Genomic DNA, 13785 nt, shown 5'->3' with positions numbered 1-13785 from the left:
CACCTTGAATAAGTGCCCGTGGTTACGGGCGGTTTTCCCGTTCCTCCGCCATCACGCGCAGGGCTTCGCCTTCCAGCACCTGAAGGTCAGGAAAGATTTCAGCGAGTTTCTTTTTCTTGATACCGAGGAAGCCGGCTACATCGCGAATGCAGTTGTAATCGAGGCCGACGGCGCCACCGGTGCCGACCCGCCACTGCGTGGACATTCGGTTGAACAGCAGAAAGGCCGGCCAGTTACATGGCCAGACCTCCGTCTCTTCTTCCAGATCACCTGATGAGAGGCCGAACATACTCATCAACTCGACCGGCGCCGCAGGCGCATACAGCGCGCGCGCGGCGTCGGTTAGTTTCCCAGACGGGCCCGGTTGAATGCGCCCTGATAGGCGTTAACCACCGCTTCGGCAGCGCCATGGCAGGACTTCACGAAAGCACGGATGCTCTTGTCGTCGAACTTATCGTCGAAGCCCCAGCCGATCACCAGATCCTTGATCTGCTGCGATTGCTGTTCGGTGTCAGCCGCTACGATTTCAGACCACGTAGGTTTGTCGCCCAGGCCAGCCTTGAACTCGTCGCGCTTGGCGTTCCATTCATCAAACAGTGCTGCAAGCTCCTCCCGGTCGCGGTATTTGAAGGTGAACTCGATCTTCTCGGGCTCACTGCCCACGATAGGGATCAGCACCATGGCCTTGAACGTCGGATTTTGGGCGATTCTGATCTTTGCCATGGGTTACACCACCGCAGTCAGGTATCGGGTTGGCTCAGCCTGAAGCGCCAGATTGACGGTGCGGGTCAGCAGGTTGTTGCGGGAAACGGCGGGCTGCTTGGAGAACGAGGTGTAAGCCCCGTAGAGCAGCGTGTCATTGCCTGGCAGGTTGAGGCGCGCCGCCTGCACCTGCTTGCCTGCATCGGCGGCCAGAAGCACAGCGTTGAAAGGCTGGGCCGGATCATCTGCGATGGTCAGCACCATGCTCGCCGCGGACTTGTCGGTTGGGATCTGTTTGCCCTGGTCGTTCTCCAGAAACACCACGTCCAAATAGTTCTGATCACCACCCGCAAACGCCAGATCGGTTACCTGCGGGATCTGGACCCAGGTCAGCACCTTTCGCATGGTCCCCGCGCCGTTACCCGCTGGGAAGATCTGGGTGTCGGTGGTATCGATCGATTCCAGGGTGATAGCGGTGGCCGTGGCCACTTTCACGCGCACCACCTTGTTGTCGAGCTTACTCCAGCCAGAACTGAGCAGGACGATATCGCCGGCGGCCAGAGTAGCGCCAACAACTGTGGCTACGGCTTCGGACGCATTGGAAATCGCGGTGAACGCAAGCGCCGCTGCATAGGTCGCAGCATGCTGGAAGGTTCCGCCGTTGGGAATCTTGTAGCCCATGGGTTTTTCCTCTTTTCAGAAATGACAAAACCCGCTCAATGGCGGGTTCAGGGTTGCCCATCGGGCGAATTAGTTGGTGTCGGCGCGGTAAAGGATCGAGACCGGCACCGTGTAAGTGGTGTCGTCCGGAATGCCGGGGCCGGGGTCAACCGGGCTCATGGTGACCACGGTCAGCGCGCCCTTGGTATTCCGCTCGTACAGCGGGAACAGCGCGGCGATCTGGTCGGCCAGCGCGCCGGCCGCACCGCGGTACTCGCCCGAGGGCGTCACGATGCTGACCTGAAATACGCCGGTGTACAGCTTGTGGTCGCCGCCGAGCGTGTTGCTCGCGGTATCGGCCGGCAGCGTGAACGCCTTCAGGTACGTGGCGCCGTCGACTGGCGTGTAGGCCTCGTTCTCGACCACTACTTTGAGCGGCACAGGCAAAGCCTTCGCCCAGTTGATCAGCTTGGCCTCGTAGATCGAGGCGATGATGTTATGGCTCATGATTGGGATCTCGTCACCAGAGCCGGCGACTTGTCCTGCAACCATTGTTGCTGGGTGCAGGAAGCGCACTGATGCAGAAAGCGAGGAGGCATGCTCATTTGCATCGGTGCATCCTCCACTCCAACCAATCGCCCTCCGCAGTCACATAAGCCATATCGGAGGAACGTGTGAACCGGAATTTCTTCGTACTTCATACCTGGTTGTTCCTGATGGCCTTCAGCACGATCTGCTGGAAGCGGGCCACGGTGATGCGGACCATGCCGCCAGGTGCCTGGGTCGAGTGTCCGAACTCGAGCGGAATCGCGTACGGCAAGTTGTTGATGAGGTAGGCAGTTTGGCCGGCAGTGAAATCGCTTACGGCTGAGACCAGAGCCGCGATCGTCTCTTGGCCGCCAGGATCAACCTCGTCGAATGTGACGTTCTCGACGACATCTATTGAGAGGTGCCAGTTGGCCCGGAATCGCCCACCGACATAACCTTCCGGTGCAGCGATATCCATGCCGTCGTTCAACTTACGGCCCGGTTTGAGGCGGCCCGCTTTCGTCAGGTTGGCCGGATCGCTGCGCAGGTCACTGTTGTGATCGTCTACGGCCTTGTTGTACTGACGGGCCACGGTGTTCTGCGCCCAAATTTCTGGATTGCCCACGGGTGACATGCGGATAACGCTGCTGCCGACCTCGATGATGATCTCGCGCAGGCTGACGTCGATGGCTTCAGTGGCCTGAGCCGCGAATTCAGCCAGGCTCAGCGCGAAGCTGCCGGACTGTCCGGCGCCCGCCCGACTCACGATCGCACCTGCAGCTCATACAGGATCGGCGTACCGGCTGGGTTGACCTCTTTCAGCGGAGGAACGATTGACCAGGTTCGGCCTTGGGCTACCACCTTGTCGAGCAGGCCGGGCACCCAGGCCAATCCCTGCGCGGCGATCTTCAGCTTCTTGTCGCCCTGCTTTATGAGGCTGTTGTTCTGGAATTCCTGGCCGGTGAAGTCGAGCAGGATGCCTTGGGCGTTCTGCTCGGTGACGGTGTCTGGTGGTGCGGTGCCTGTTTCCGGATCGTACTCGCCGACAGTGGTCGCGCGGATGGTCACGGGCTGGCCGAACTCTGTGATCATCTCCAGAGCCATCACGGCCATTTCGTCGTAGAAGGTGGCCATGATGGTCTCCAGATTTTTATGCGTTGGGGTCTCTCAGCCTGCGTTGCAAGAGAAGAGCGTCTGCAGCTTCCGCTGCCTTCTTGGCTGCATTATTTGGACTGGCAGTAATCCCTCCAAGCGCTGCTGCCGCATATGAATCCCATGCAAGCAGCTCCTCTTCTGTGAGGGGGCTCAGCTCTTCATTTACCATGAATCAACTCCTGTTTATGAGGATCTGATTCAACACTAAGCACGAACAGCAAACAACCCACGCTTCTGAAGATAGTCAGCAAACTGCGTGGCGCTCGGCCGGTCCGGCGCCGCCGGCAACAGTCGGCCGCTTGTGTTAGGGATGGTCGCGTACTCGCGAGTTACCGCGCCTTCGACACGCTCAAGCGTTACAGCGCCTTTGCGCTTCTCGATCGGATCGACGTCATCGATGTGGATCTCGACGGCCAACGCCATCTGGCCGTACTGGATCCGCGCAGGCAGGTAGTTGTCGGGCTTGATCTCGTAATCCAACTCGACGCTACGGCGCGGCCAGGACAGGGCCTGCTCGCTGTTGGACTTTCGCCCTTTCCACTTCATGCCATCCATCGCCAAAGCGGCCCGGCGCAGCAGCGCTTCTTGCGCCGGCTCTTCCGCCGGGATGGCCACACCGAACTTGCCGGCGTAGAGGACCAGATCCTCTGCAGATGCATAGCTTTCGGCGTCAGGCTTGCCGGTGCCATCCTCAACAATGAGAGCCATGAATCATCTCGCTGTGTGTTTCAAAGATCGGGCGTCGGACAACCCGAAGCCCGAATTATTACGCCTTGGGCAGCTCGGCGACGAGCTTTTCCAGGGATTCTTTCGATGCATTGGCGCGGTAGGTCACGCCGGCCGCATCGAGCTGGGCCTTCAGCTCTTCAACTTCCGGCCCTTGGCCCGCTTTCAGTGCGTCGAGCTCCTCGCGCAACTTCCCGTTGTCCGCTGCGAGTTCATCACGCTTTCCGGCCAACTCGTTCATCTGGATGCGAATGTGATCAAGCGCATCGTACAGTCGGATTGCCAGTTCGCCGGCTTCTGGCTTCTGAATCTCGCCGGTTTCCAAACCATCGACCAATAAACGGATCGTATCGCTTTCAACGCGCAGCTTGCCGATCAACTCTTCCAGTTCAACTTGGCTGTTACCAGCACTAACGACCAGCACCTGGCGAGGCGCCGTCTCCTCCTGCGTCACTTCGACGCCGACATTCTCGTAGGCATCAACCACGTTCGGCCAGTCGCCAACCACCAGAACGCAGGTCACGCCGGCTTCTGGTCGTTCGAAGTGCTCTGGGTTTCGGTAGCGCTTTTGCGGATCGAAATCCGACTTCTGAGCGGAATAGATGAGTTCCATGAATATCTCCAGGGCGACCATTAAAGGCCGCCCGTTGCGAGTAAGCCGATTAAGGTGCAGACAGATCGATCAGGACGCCGGCAGTAACCTTGTCGCTGGTTGCGTATTTGGTCCAGTTTGCACCAGCACCGATTGCAGCCAGGTTCGGGTTCACGCCACCGGTGGAGTCCTTCCAGCTGTAGCCCAACAGGTCCAGGTTAAAGGTGCCCTCAGCTCGGAAGCCCATCGCCAAGTTTTCCTGGTTGTCGATGTTGTACGAACGGAAGCCAGGAGCCTGGGACTCGGTGATTTTGATCGCGCCCGCCTGGAGGCCGAAGATGGTTTCTGCGGGGATGGTGTCCGACACCAGGACAGGCTTGCCCATGGTGCCCGGCTGGCCGCCGTAGATGACCACGCCGGCTTCTTCGTAGACCTTCTCGGTGATGGCCTGATCGACCATGTCGAAGTAGGTCGCCGAGTCCATGGTCCACAGTGCAATGCGGCCGAAGCGGTCACCGAACTTGCGCATACCCTTGGTCAACGCCTTCTTGCCATCGGTGGCAAAGCTGGCGGTTGCAACCATGTTGGCGTTCGCGCCGATGGCGGCTTTCAGAGCAGCCATTGCGTACTGGATATAGCCTTCCAGCACTGCGTCGGCGTAATCCATACCGACCAGCTCGGAAAACTCTTCCGGTGAGCGTGCGCGGCGCTTGAACGCCTCTTCGGTGGTTTCGTAAGGGCCATACTTGAAGGGCACTTTCACACCGACCATTTCGCCGGAACCAATCTTCTGACCGGCAACGGCCGCGACAGAGTTGACATCACGGTGAGCAATGGCGCCGCCGAGCTTGTAGAAAGCACGCTTGCGCAGATCGCCCTCGATCAGCTCGTTGTCCAGAATCAACGCGCCGTTGGAGGATGCGTTGAAAACGTCGATAACGTCCTGGATACGCTCCAGATAGGCGGTTTGGGCAAGGTCGTTGTAAACGATCATGTCCGAGTTGACGGTTGTCGCCATGGGTTACTCCATTATTTGGGCAATTTCAGGTAAGCGTCCTGGCCGTTAGCGGTGATGAACTCACGCTTGGCCACAGACGTCATTTCAGAGCGTTTCAGAGCGGCCCCACCGCCATTTCCAGCACCTCCGGCCCCGCCGCCAGATGCCTTGCTACCCGCGATCAACGGCGCGAAGGCGGTGTTGTTTGCAAATTCTGCTTTCAGCTCGTCCAGTGAAGACGCCGAAAGCTTGCCCTGCTTATCGAGCACGACAACCACAGGCTTCCCGTCACGCTGCTCGACACTCAGACGGCGCTCAATGTGGGGCAGCAGGGCTTCTGCGCTGCCTGGGATTGCCAAGGCGGACGCGATGTCAGTAGCGGTACGGCCAACGGTCAGATCCCGGATCTGTCCGCTCAGCGTTCCACGCTCCTGCTCCAGCATGCCGTTCAGCTCAGCTTCGCGGCGGTTGTATTTTTCAGTCCAGGATCGTTCGAGCTCTTCGACATTGCCGGACTTGCGAGCAGCTTCCTCGCGATCGAGGCGGGCCTGCTCTTCAGCATCCTTGCGCGCCTTGTCGGCGGCTTTCTTCTCGTCCAGAAGTTCCTGGACCTTGGACTTCAGGCCAGAGACATCCTCAGGCTGGGGCAAGCCTTCAATACCGAGGACAAACTTTCCTTCCTTCTCGGTGTAGAGCGATTTAACGGAGTCATCGAGACCATCCAGAGTGTCCAGCTGATATTTCAAACCCATTTGCTTGTCTCCCAGAGACGATTTGCAGGCCCTGCCCGCAGATATGAAAAAGCCCCGTCATTGACGAGGCCTGTGTAAACCGTTGGCATAAAAAACCCCGGCGGCTGCCAGGGCTTGATTCAAAGCTTGTAGACCCGTGCGGATGGACGGGTTTTGGGGGTGTTAAGTATTTCTGTGTCAGTCGTCCTGATCTATCTGATCAAGAAAATCAACGTCATCATCTTCTTCGTCAACAATTGCCTGAGCGTCTTCTTCAACCCATGACTCGTCATCATGGAATTCATGATCGAGCAGGTGGTCGTGTTCGGGCTCGGGAATATCTCGTTCTTCGCTCATGACTTACCGAAACAAAATTGAAAGAACGGACTGTATATGCAGATCCGTTCCCTCCGTCAACGATCACAGAACAACGATGCGTTAACAGGACCGTTTGGCTGTTACCTCACAGTAACGAGGATGCAGGCCCTGCCTGTGGACATACAAAACCCCAGCGGAGGCCGGGGTCTGATAATAGTGACTCTTTTACAATGTTGGACCGTTGGAAGTTGATCCGAACTAAGTGTGAGCGGGAACGATGATTCTAACGTGGTCGCCTCGCTGCTTGAGCCACATCAGCGCTTCACCATTGATTGTCACCGGTCTGCTTTCAACCCAGTCACCAGTGAAGAAATTGCCGCTTCCTGCGACGAGTTTGTACACCTCATCAAACTGCGCGTCGCTCAATTCGTAAACGTTGTGTGTACCTTGGGCATAATTTCTTTCCAGCTGATGGTCTGTTTGCTTGTTAAGACATTCATCCACAGGCTCCTGCGGGAGAGAAAAATCATATGGGGCAGCCATAACCCAGATCCTTTGGTTGCGTCGCTCTAGAAATTGAGCGAAGGACCCGATCCTAACGTCTGGCTACAAAGACAATCCAGCCCGTTCGAACGCCAGCGGCTCAAGAACCTTCATCTGTTTGAGCGTCAAGGGTTTGAAGTTGCGATCAAGCTGCAGTTCGGAGAACCGTTCGATGCTCAGGCCGCCTTCGCGGAAAAGCTTGGCGCGAACCGGGCCAATGGCCTTGTCCTGGAACGCTGCCGGTTGCTGCTGGAGCCAGTCGTAGTACGAAAGTTCCGCCCTCACCTGCTGGGCTCCAGCATCACCGATGGATGCCCGAGTGGCGTCCTTGGCGAACAGGGCGCTGAAGCGGGTCACGGCAACAACGGTCGATCGGCAGTTGATGTGGATCGGTGGCCGCGGCCCTTCGCTCAGTTTGAACCGCCGCTTGTCGAGCGTCCGACATTGGCTGGTGGTTTTGGAATCCAGTGTGCTGACCCACTCCACCGACAGCACAACATCGGAGTTCTCTTTCAGCGTCTCCATGCGTGCCTGGGTGGCGACGTGTTGCACCGCCGTCCGCACGATTGCACCGGCATTCCGGTTGGTTGTGGCCAGGATGCCGTCGTTGTACTGGAGTGCCTTGGTCCCGCGAATGTTCTTGATGATCTGGAAGTTCGTCTGACCTTCGAAGAAGCCCTGCCGGATCGCGCCCGTGAGGCGTTGCCGCTCGGTAGTGGTGAAGCCATCAATGAACGACTTGAGCAGCTTGCCGCCGTCCGCACCGCGCACGCTGAGCGGGTTGGTGAGGATGGCCGCCCTGATCGCGGCAGCACCCGGCACTGCCGCATCAAACGAGACACCCACCGGCGCCGCTCGGGTCAGGCTCGTTGCTTCAAACTCGGCCTCGTAGTTGGCAATGTCGATCAGGTCGAGGTTCAGCTTTTCGCTATACCGGTCGAAGATGCCCAGCAGCAGGCTGTCGACTTCGCTCAGCAGGCGCTCTAGCCGAGCGACGGTGTAATCCGTCAGGTCGGCCCGGGTCAGCCGCTCGCGGATCGACCGATCAATTTCCTTGAGGAAGGGTCCGAACTTCGCCACCTCGCCGGATTTCAGTTGCTCGAGGAAAACCGCGTGCCTGATCGTGGCATCAAGGATCGCTTGGTTTACGGCCATTCGGGATTACCTCGTCGTCATCCAGATCAGGCCCGGGGTTCTCGCTTTCCAGTTCGTCGCGGATCTGGTCGTCAGTCTTCTCGGGATCAATCACGCCTCGATCGCGCAGGTACTGCCAGAAGTCGCCCGCCGGCAGCTTGCCGCCCTGCACTGCGTTGAACAGTGCGGACAGGATCGTTGCGTCCAGGGTGATCTGGCTGAAGTCCTGATTGAGCTTGTAGAGCGTTACACCCGTGGCATTCACGAACTCAGCCATCCAGACCAGACACTGGCTGTAGGCCTCGCTAACGTTGCTCACAACTAAAGACAACACACTGTGTTCGGCGGCGCTGTCGTTGTCGGCCTGGGTCGCGGTCTTCACCGCGCTGCCGCGTTCAATCAGTCGGGCGCCGAGCGACACCATGTCCTCTTTCTTGGCGTCCATGGCCTCTTTGACGAGCGTGTTCGGTTCAGGCTGAGCAAATCCGCACGAACCGTTGGCCGGGAGCGTCAGCGGAGCCCGCGAGCCGACATAAATGCCGTTGGCTTCCAAGTGATCGCGCCAGGCCTCATCAAGACCAGAAATCCAGAACTGTGGCTGACCAGAGAACCACACCGAATCCTCGTAGTCCGCGCTGTTGCAATAATGGCCGATATTGAGCACGGCCATGTCGTAGAGCGGCGAATCGTCGATGCTGGTGTCGTTGTTCTCGCTGCCCAAGAATTGAAACGGGATCAGATTCCACGGTTGACCAAGGCCATTCAGTGGCGTGAAAGGCGGAGTGATCATTGATGTTTCGCTGGCACCTTCTTGCCAGACTTCCTGCGTGTAGATACCTGTATCGTCCAGGCGCAGCACTCGATACTGCACAACCCGTTCACTGCCGAAACCGTCATCGGTATCGATGTCTACCTCTTCGCGCAGAACGACCAGGCTCAGCAGGTGCTGACCGCCGACCTTGCGAGTCTTCCAGTTCCTGATGGACTCGGCCGTATAGCTGGCAACGCTTGCACGGGCGCGACCTGCTTGCTCGTCGGCCTTGCTCACGGTGCCTGCCTTCACGGCCGCGTAGTCCACCAGCAGCCCGTGACGCCCAACTTCGAGCAGATGCCCGATGACTGATTGCGACTGCTGGTAGATGCTCACGCCCTGCCCGTCGATATCCTTCGACACGTAGTCGAGAGCGCCTGGAGCAGTCAGCGTTGGCCAGGTGCGGAACACCGCGCCTACCAGACTGTGTTTCGTCCGTCCGGTGGCGTTGTAGAACACGGCGCGTTGCTTGTACCCCTTGTACCGCTCGACGTTCTCCTGGCTGATATCGTGCGGATTCGGCTTCGGCAGATAGACATCGCCTCGGGATTTGACCGCTTCGGAGCCCTTGCACACGTCGCGCACCAGCCGCCAACGGGACTGTGCCGCGTCGTATTCCGGGCGGGTGTAGGTGACGTCTGCCATTAGCGTGCGAATCCCATTTTGATTGATTTGACCGGCTTCCTTGCGCTCTGGGCGACAGCGAAATACCGGAATGCATCGGCTGGGTGAGACGACCAATCGTGTAGGGGCTTGTCCTTCCAGCACCCACGTTTGTCGTCCCATTCCTTGCGGTAACTCTCCAAGGCGGTGATGCCCTCCTCGCACTTGGCTTCATCGAAAGCGCATTTAGGAAGGATTTCGCGAGCCTGCTCGATGCCCTCGTCGATACCGAGCTTCGGCACCACTTGAAAGGTCATCGAATAACGCTGTCCGTCGATCTCGTAGCCCTCTCGGGCGAGTTCTCGCCGAGTTTTGCCATCGCTGCCGAATTCCCGGTTGTCGATGTCGTGCGGACCCCAGTGCTCGCCGTAGGTGTAATCTCGATCCTTGAGCACCTTCATGTAGTGCCGCAGGCCTTCCCCACTGTTCTGGTAGAAGTCGATGACGTGGTATTCGTCGCCAACGATCCGAACGAACCAGATTGCCGTGGAGTCGCCAACACCGATGTCCCAGAAGGTGTGAACCGGCAAGTGGCTGTTGTCTGGTAGCTTGCCGATGCGCTGGGCCGCATACAACTTGGTGAACTGCTTGGCGTAGTAGGCACCCTCGATCGTCTGCTGGAATGCTTCGGCAGGTATCGATGGGTATTCGCGCTTCATGTCTTCGCCGAGGGTCTTTTCCTTGGCGCTGTACCAGGCGCGCTGGCCTGGGTTTGTGACGATGCCGTGCTTGGCGGCCAGGTCGTCGAAGTACTTGGTCAGCCGGTCCGGGATGACGACGTCGGTCGAGTCCAGCCAGTAGAGCGGGTTCCGCCACCAGCTGAAGAAAAAGAACTTCCAGTCCAGCAGGCCCAGTGGCACGCCGGCCATCTGCTGCTTCTCGGCAGACTGGCTGTAGTCGAAGAAGTATCCGGCCCGACCTTCTGCTGTCGACTCGATGGTGACGAAGCATTCAGCGGCCACGGCCTCGAAGGCACCGGTGACGATCTCCCGCGCCTTGTGCGGGAATTTAGCGCAGATCTTCCCGAACTCGGAAACGTGCAGGTAACGCAGCGTGCCGCCCCGGAATGAGGTCGAGACGTAGAGCGAGCCGCCCTTGCTGAACACCAACTCTCCGGCAGCGTCGTTGCGTGCCGGGTTGGCTGCCCTGATCTCCTTGGGCAAATTGTCGTAGGCGTACTTGACCTTCTCCCGGAACAGCCGCTTGGCGTCGTTCAAGGTGTGAGCGATCAGTGCGCACTTCGCAGCTTCGAACAACGCCGCATCCAGTTGCACGATGCAGACCAGAGTCGTAAAGCCCAGCTGCCGCGCCTTCAGGATAATGTTTCGGGTATGCATCCCCTGGAAGTAATCGACCTGCTCCTGCGTCATGCGGAAGCGGACCTTCTTCCCCTGCTTGTCGGTGATGAAGTAGAGGTTGTTCAGACGCCAGAATCGATCCCGGAGCAGCTTCATGTGCTCGGGCTTCATGTCAGGCATCCTTCGATAGCTCGTCCATCAATTGCGAAAGCTCGTCGGAGTCTTTCGACTGCTCCTTGTCATCAAGGCCGAATGCGGTGCGTTCGAGCACCTGCAGGTTCTTCATGGCCGAGGACAATTGGAAAAGGGTTTTGGCGTTGCTGGGCAGGGCGACAGCTGCGAGCATCGAGCCACGACGGAAGCCGCTCTCATCGTCGGCAGTTTCGTCAGCAATGGCGTCTTCGATTTCCTCGCGTCGCTTGATCGTGGTGAGCAGATCATCCATCAGCAGGTTCGCAAGGTTCGTGGCTTTGCGAATGTCCCGGCGATGACTGCGAACAACTGTCGCGCCCTCTTCCGCTGCCTCTTCGATGATCTCGGCGTCCCGCTCAGGGTTCGCACATTGATCGTCGCGAACCTCGCCGCGAACCAGCTTGTTGCGAACCTCTTTGCGGACTTGCTCGGAAAGATCTCTAGCCCAACCCAGCGCCTTGGCCTTCTTGCGAATCGCGGTGTCGCTGACGCCGTTACGCTCAGCGATGGTTCGGATGGAAAGCGCACCAGCCCGATAGGCTCGTTCGATTGCCTCCCAGTCGGGCTGCTTGGTTGTCATGGAGTTACTCTGATACTTGAAATGGTGGCTGGTTGCCGGTATTGATATGGATCCAATCTTTCGAGCACAAAATGATGAGTGAATTAGGCAAAAACATCGTTGCAGCTGGCAATAACAACACCAATGAAGAGCACTATCGTCGGTACGCTGTCGCGGCAGCGCTTGAGGTGATTTCGGCTTACGTTGCTGGAACTGGTAACGGCGGCCTACTAGAAAGTGAAATGAACAACTTGGCCAAGTATGCCGATCAAATTCAGGCTGCGCTGAAAGCCAAGTGATCCAGCCGTGCCGCACTCACCTGCGGCACACCTACCCTTCCCCACCTTCAAGCAGCACATCAATCAGCTTCTGCTCACCCAGGCGCATGGCGCCGAGGCATTGCAGGTCGTCGCACTTTGGCCCCAACCCGAACACAGTCACCTCGCCTTTGGGCCCCATGAGGGTCAGTGCGCCCACGGTGCATTCCGGATGCACACCGGCATCGAGATCATCCGCAATCCTGCGTAGCGTCTTGGCGGCATCGCGCCAACCCTCACGCTTGAACTCAACGAGCTTTGCGGTCATACAGTCACCTTCTGGAACCACTCTTCGATGATCCGGCGCAGCACCGCCTCGGTTAGGATGGCTGATGGTCTGTCACCGGCGATCACTGAACGCACCAGGTCGCAGGGAATCACGTGGACACCGTCACCAGCCGCAACCGTCAGGTGCGGACGATGGTCAGCGATGTCGTGGATGTCTGCAGTCATTGGCTCACCATGATGTGCGTTTGTCCGTGTGCATGCCCATGCAGAAGTGATACGACCAAGCCCTGAGGCAGGCCCGCAGCCTTGGCAGCGTCAATCGCTTTGGCGATGGCGCTATCCAGTTCAGTGATGGCTGAGTTAATGGCAGGACTCAGTGGCAATGCATGATGCAGGCGGGTGACATTAGTCATGCCTTACTCCGGTGAGTTGTGAGCTCAAACTCGAATGGGCCCACGTACAACCGTTGCACCCAAGGCTGAAGGGAGGGACGAACGTAGTAAAGGTGCCAATTCGTCGGCCTGATCGCAAAGAGGAACAAACTTCTCTCGATCCACCACGAGATGAAGAAGCCGTTGCCGCGATACGGATCTGCGAAACGACCCCGCTTGTTCAGTCTCATGATCATCTCCAATATCGCGACACAATTTGCCGATTCGCGAAACGTGTCGCGGCTTAGCTCTCGTCTGCCTTTCGCTCAGCCCAGCGTTTTCCAAGCTGACGAGCCTGCTCTACGCCGAGCACGCCGATGAAGCCAGCCGTTGCGAATGACCAGGCAATGCTGAAGCCGAACTCTTGCACCGTCAGGCATGAGAGGCCGGCCCTCTTAGCTTTCACCATCATGCACAGTGACCCTAACTCCCGTAGCCACAATCTCGTACTCAGTCTCAGAAATCTTTTTCACGTCACCACCAGATTGCATTTCGAAATGCTTCAGGCCTTCATGTCGGACCATGCCGCTTGAAGAGCGCTCAATGGTCTCGTCTTGATATATGTTAATCACGTAGTTCAAGTTATCCGTGCCAACTCCAACTATTTTTCCAACATATTTATCTGCCATGTCCGAACTCCTGCATGAAATCTCAAAGTAGCTGGTACTGACAGATCAATCCAGAGCATTGGACAGCTCACTGCACCATGATGTTGGTCTGCACCTGAGCGTGCCCGTGCAGGAGTGATACGACCAAGCCCTGACGCAGGCCGGCAGCGGACTACTGACCAGCCCCACGGGTGGGGAATCTAATCTCGGCAATCCGATCTGCAATGTCGGCCAGCTTCTTGACTCCCAGGAAGCCAATGAACACACCGGCGGCTGTCGCAAGGTTTTGAGGTAGCCCGAAGTATTCAAGGACCGGGATCAGCCCAATGGTGATCAGTGTGCAAATCGCCGCTTCGAGCAATGCCTGACGACGAGTCCCCCCGCCGTAGATGATCCTGATGCCGGCCATAAGGGCAGAAAGACCAGCAGCATAAAGAGTCGGCGAATGCTGACTCAGCCATGCAAGCACGATGAGCCAGGTTTCTGGTTTGTCTGGCATGTTTGGCATCCGGATGTCCCTCCCTTTCGGGGAGCGAAGTAGGTCCGGCCCCAGCAGCACTCCCAGCTCGGAGCAATGGGCGTGGTGGAGCCG

At 58.0% G+C, this 13785-nt stretch carries 22 protein-coding genes; 1 reads left to right on the top strand and 21 read right to left on the bottom strand.

All coding sequences use genetic code 11. The features are described from left to right. Nucleotides 1-22: 22 nt before the first annotated feature. The 16 genes from ACXX83_RS06530 to ACXX83_RS06455 form a co-directional block, all read right to left on the bottom strand. On the bottom strand, nt 23-295 hold the full coding sequence (locus tag ACXX83_RS06530; RefSeq protein ID WP_458547884.1) for a DUF1799 domain-containing protein: 273 nt from the start codon (nt 293-295) through the stop codon (nt 23-25). A gap of 47 nt (nt 296-342) precedes the next feature. Further along, nucleotides 343-723 (bottom strand): phage tail assembly chaperone, encoded by a 381-nt coding sequence (locus ACXX83_RS06525; RefSeq protein WP_458547883.1) that lies wholly within the window; start codon nt 721-723, stop codon nt 343-345. Between the two features lie 3 nt (nt 724-726). Further along, nucleotides 727-1383, bottom strand: coding sequence for a phage tail protein (locus tag ACXX83_RS06520; protein ID WP_458547882.1), 657 nt, complete (start codon nt 1381-1383; stop codon nt 727-729). 69 nt (nt 1384-1452) lie between these two features. Next, nucleotides 1453-1869 carry a phage tail terminator-like protein gene (locus ACXX83_RS06515; protein ID WP_458547880.1) on the bottom strand — a complete coding sequence of 139 codons (417 nt, stop codon included), beginning with the start codon at nt 1867-1869 and terminating at the stop codon, nt 1453-1455. Between the two features lie 190 nt (nt 1870-2059). Further along, entirely contained in the window at nt 2060-2656 is a 597-nt protein-coding gene (locus ACXX83_RS06510) for a hypothetical protein (protein ID WP_458547879.1), read from the bottom strand. Next, nucleotides 2653-3024 (bottom strand): hypothetical protein, encoded by a 372-nt coding sequence (locus ACXX83_RS06505; RefSeq protein WP_458547878.1) that lies wholly within the window; start codon nt 3022-3024, stop codon nt 2653-2655. Before ACXX83_RS06505 ends, ACXX83_RS06510 begins: the two co-directional genes overlap by 4 nt. A 225-nt stretch (nt 3025-3249) precedes the next feature. Beyond that, nucleotides 3250-3753, bottom strand: a complete 504-nt coding sequence (locus ACXX83_RS06500; RefSeq protein WP_458547877.1) for a DnaT-like ssDNA-binding protein — start codon at nt 3751-3753, stop codon at nt 3250-3252. 58 nt (nt 3754-3811) lie between these two features. Continuing rightward, nucleotides 3812-4384 carry a hypothetical protein gene (locus ACXX83_RS06495; protein ID WP_458547876.1) on the bottom strand — a complete coding sequence of 191 codons (573 nt, stop codon included), beginning with the start codon at nt 4382-4384 and terminating at the stop codon, nt 3812-3814. A 49-nt stretch (nt 4385-4433) separates the two neighbouring features. Further along, nucleotides 4434-5381 (bottom strand): major capsid protein, encoded by a 948-nt coding sequence (locus ACXX83_RS06490; RefSeq protein WP_458547875.1) that lies wholly within the window; start codon nt 5379-5381, stop codon nt 4434-4436. Nucleotides 5382-5392: 11 nt separating this feature from the next. Further along, the gene (locus ACXX83_RS06485; RefSeq protein ID WP_458547874.1) at nt 5393-6112 is read right to left on the bottom strand and encodes a hypothetical protein; all 720 of its coding nucleotides are present in this window, start codon (nt 6110-6112) and stop codon (nt 5393-5395) included. Between the two features lie 177 nt (nt 6113-6289). Continuing rightward, the gene (locus ACXX83_RS06480) at nt 6290-6448 is read right to left on the bottom strand and encodes a hypothetical protein (RefSeq protein ID WP_172435756.1); all 159 of its coding nucleotides are present in this window, start codon (nt 6446-6448) and stop codon (nt 6290-6292) included. Nucleotides 6449-6667: 219 nt separating this feature from the next. Continuing rightward, nucleotides 6668-6952, bottom strand: a complete 285-nt coding sequence (locus ACXX83_RS06475) for a hypothetical protein (protein ID WP_458547873.1) — start codon at nt 6950-6952, stop codon at nt 6668-6670. 63 nt (nt 6953-7015) lie between these two features. Then, the gene (locus ACXX83_RS06470; RefSeq protein ID WP_458547872.1) at nt 7016-8107 is read right to left on the bottom strand and encodes a minor capsid protein; all 1092 of its coding nucleotides are present in this window, start codon (nt 8105-8107) and stop codon (nt 7016-7018) included. Beyond that, a complete protein-coding gene (locus tag ACXX83_RS06465) occupies nt 8082-9542 on the bottom strand; it encodes a DUF4055 domain-containing protein (RefSeq protein WP_458547871.1) in 1461 nt (486 codons plus the stop codon). The genes ACXX83_RS06470 and ACXX83_RS06465 overlap by 26 nt, the downstream gene beginning before the upstream one ends. Further along, nucleotides 9542-11029, bottom strand: a complete 1488-nt coding sequence (locus tag ACXX83_RS06460) for a terminase (RefSeq protein ID WP_458547870.1) — start codon at nt 11027-11029, stop codon at nt 9542-9544. Before ACXX83_RS06460 ends, ACXX83_RS06465 begins: the two co-directional genes overlap by 1 nt. A 1-nt stretch (nt 11030) precedes the next feature. Continuing rightward, nucleotides 11031-11630 carry a hypothetical protein gene (locus ACXX83_RS06455; RefSeq protein ID WP_458547869.1) on the bottom strand — a complete coding sequence of 200 codons (600 nt, stop codon included), beginning with the start codon at nt 11628-11630 and terminating at the stop codon, nt 11031-11033. A gap of 71 nt (nt 11631-11701) precedes the next feature. On the opposite strand from ACXX83_RS06455, the gene ACXX83_RS06450 reads away from it, so the two are divergent. Beyond that, nucleotides 11702-11908: a hypothetical protein gene (locus ACXX83_RS06450; RefSeq protein ID WP_458547868.1), complete on the top strand. Its 207-nt coding sequence runs from the start codon at nt 11702-11704 to the stop codon at nt 11906-11908. A 31-nt stretch (nt 11909-11939) separates the two neighbouring features. Here ACXX83_RS06450 and ACXX83_RS06445 read toward each other — a convergent pair whose 3' ends face one another. The 5 genes from ACXX83_RS06445 to ACXX83_RS06425 all read right to left on the bottom strand — a co-directional run bounded on the left by ACXX83_RS06445 (nt 11940) and on the right by ACXX83_RS06425 (nt 13701). Then, nucleotides 11940-12194 (bottom strand): hypothetical protein, encoded by a 255-nt coding sequence (locus tag ACXX83_RS06445; RefSeq protein WP_458547867.1) that lies wholly within the window; start codon nt 12192-12194, stop codon nt 11940-11942. Next, nucleotides 12191-12379, bottom strand: a complete 189-nt coding sequence (locus ACXX83_RS06440) for a hypothetical protein (RefSeq protein WP_458547866.1) — start codon at nt 12377-12379, stop codon at nt 12191-12193. The genes ACXX83_RS06445 and ACXX83_RS06440 overlap by 4 nt, the downstream gene beginning before the upstream one ends. Next, a complete protein-coding gene (locus tag ACXX83_RS06435) occupies nt 12376-12567 on the bottom strand; it encodes a hypothetical protein (protein WP_458547865.1) in 192 nt (63 codons plus the stop codon). Before ACXX83_RS06435 ends, ACXX83_RS06440 begins: the two co-directional genes overlap by 4 nt. Nucleotides 12568-12980: 413 nt before the next feature. Then, nucleotides 12981-13214 (bottom strand): hypothetical protein, encoded by a 234-nt coding sequence (locus ACXX83_RS06430; RefSeq protein ID WP_458547863.1) that lies wholly within the window; start codon nt 13212-13214, stop codon nt 12981-12983. A 151-nt stretch (nt 13215-13365) separates the two neighbouring features. Further along, nucleotides 13366-13701: a phage holin, lambda family gene (locus ACXX83_RS06425; protein WP_458547862.1), complete on the bottom strand. Its 336-nt coding sequence runs from the start codon at nt 13699-13701 to the stop codon at nt 13366-13368. Between the last annotated feature and the right edge of the window lie 84 nt (nt 13702-13785).

Source organism: Pseudomonas sp. GNP012, from assembly GCF_054343835.1.
This window is presented reverse-complemented; position numbering and strand designations above follow the sequence as displayed.